Here is a 240-nt window from a genome sequence, read left to right on the forward strand (position 1 = left end):
CCGGTGGTGGGTTCCGTCGTGATGACAACCGGCCCTCCGGTGGTTCCGGTGGCGGCTTCCGCCGCGATGACAATCGTGGTGGTGGCTTCGAGCGGCGTGACGACCGCCCGCGTGGTCCCCGTCGTGATGACGACCGGCCGACCGGTGGTGGCTTCCGTCGTGACGACCGCGACCGTGATCGTGGTCCGCGTCGTGATGACGACCGTGGTGGGTACCGGGGTGGTCAGCAGCGTGATGACC

Annotated in this window: 1 pseudogene; it reads left to right on the plus strand. The window is 69.2% G+C overall.

Features of this window, described 5'->3' with window-relative positions:
- Positions 1-48: 48 nt before the first annotated feature.
- Positions 49-240 (plus strand): annotated as a pseudogene (locus IG90_RS45400) (hypothetical protein); the annotation flags it as partial.

Source organism: Streptomyces anulatus (assembly GCF_000721175.1).
GTDB classification, from domain to species: Bacteria; Actinomycetota; Actinomycetes; order Streptomycetales; family Streptomycetaceae; genus Streptomyces; species Streptomyces anulatus_C.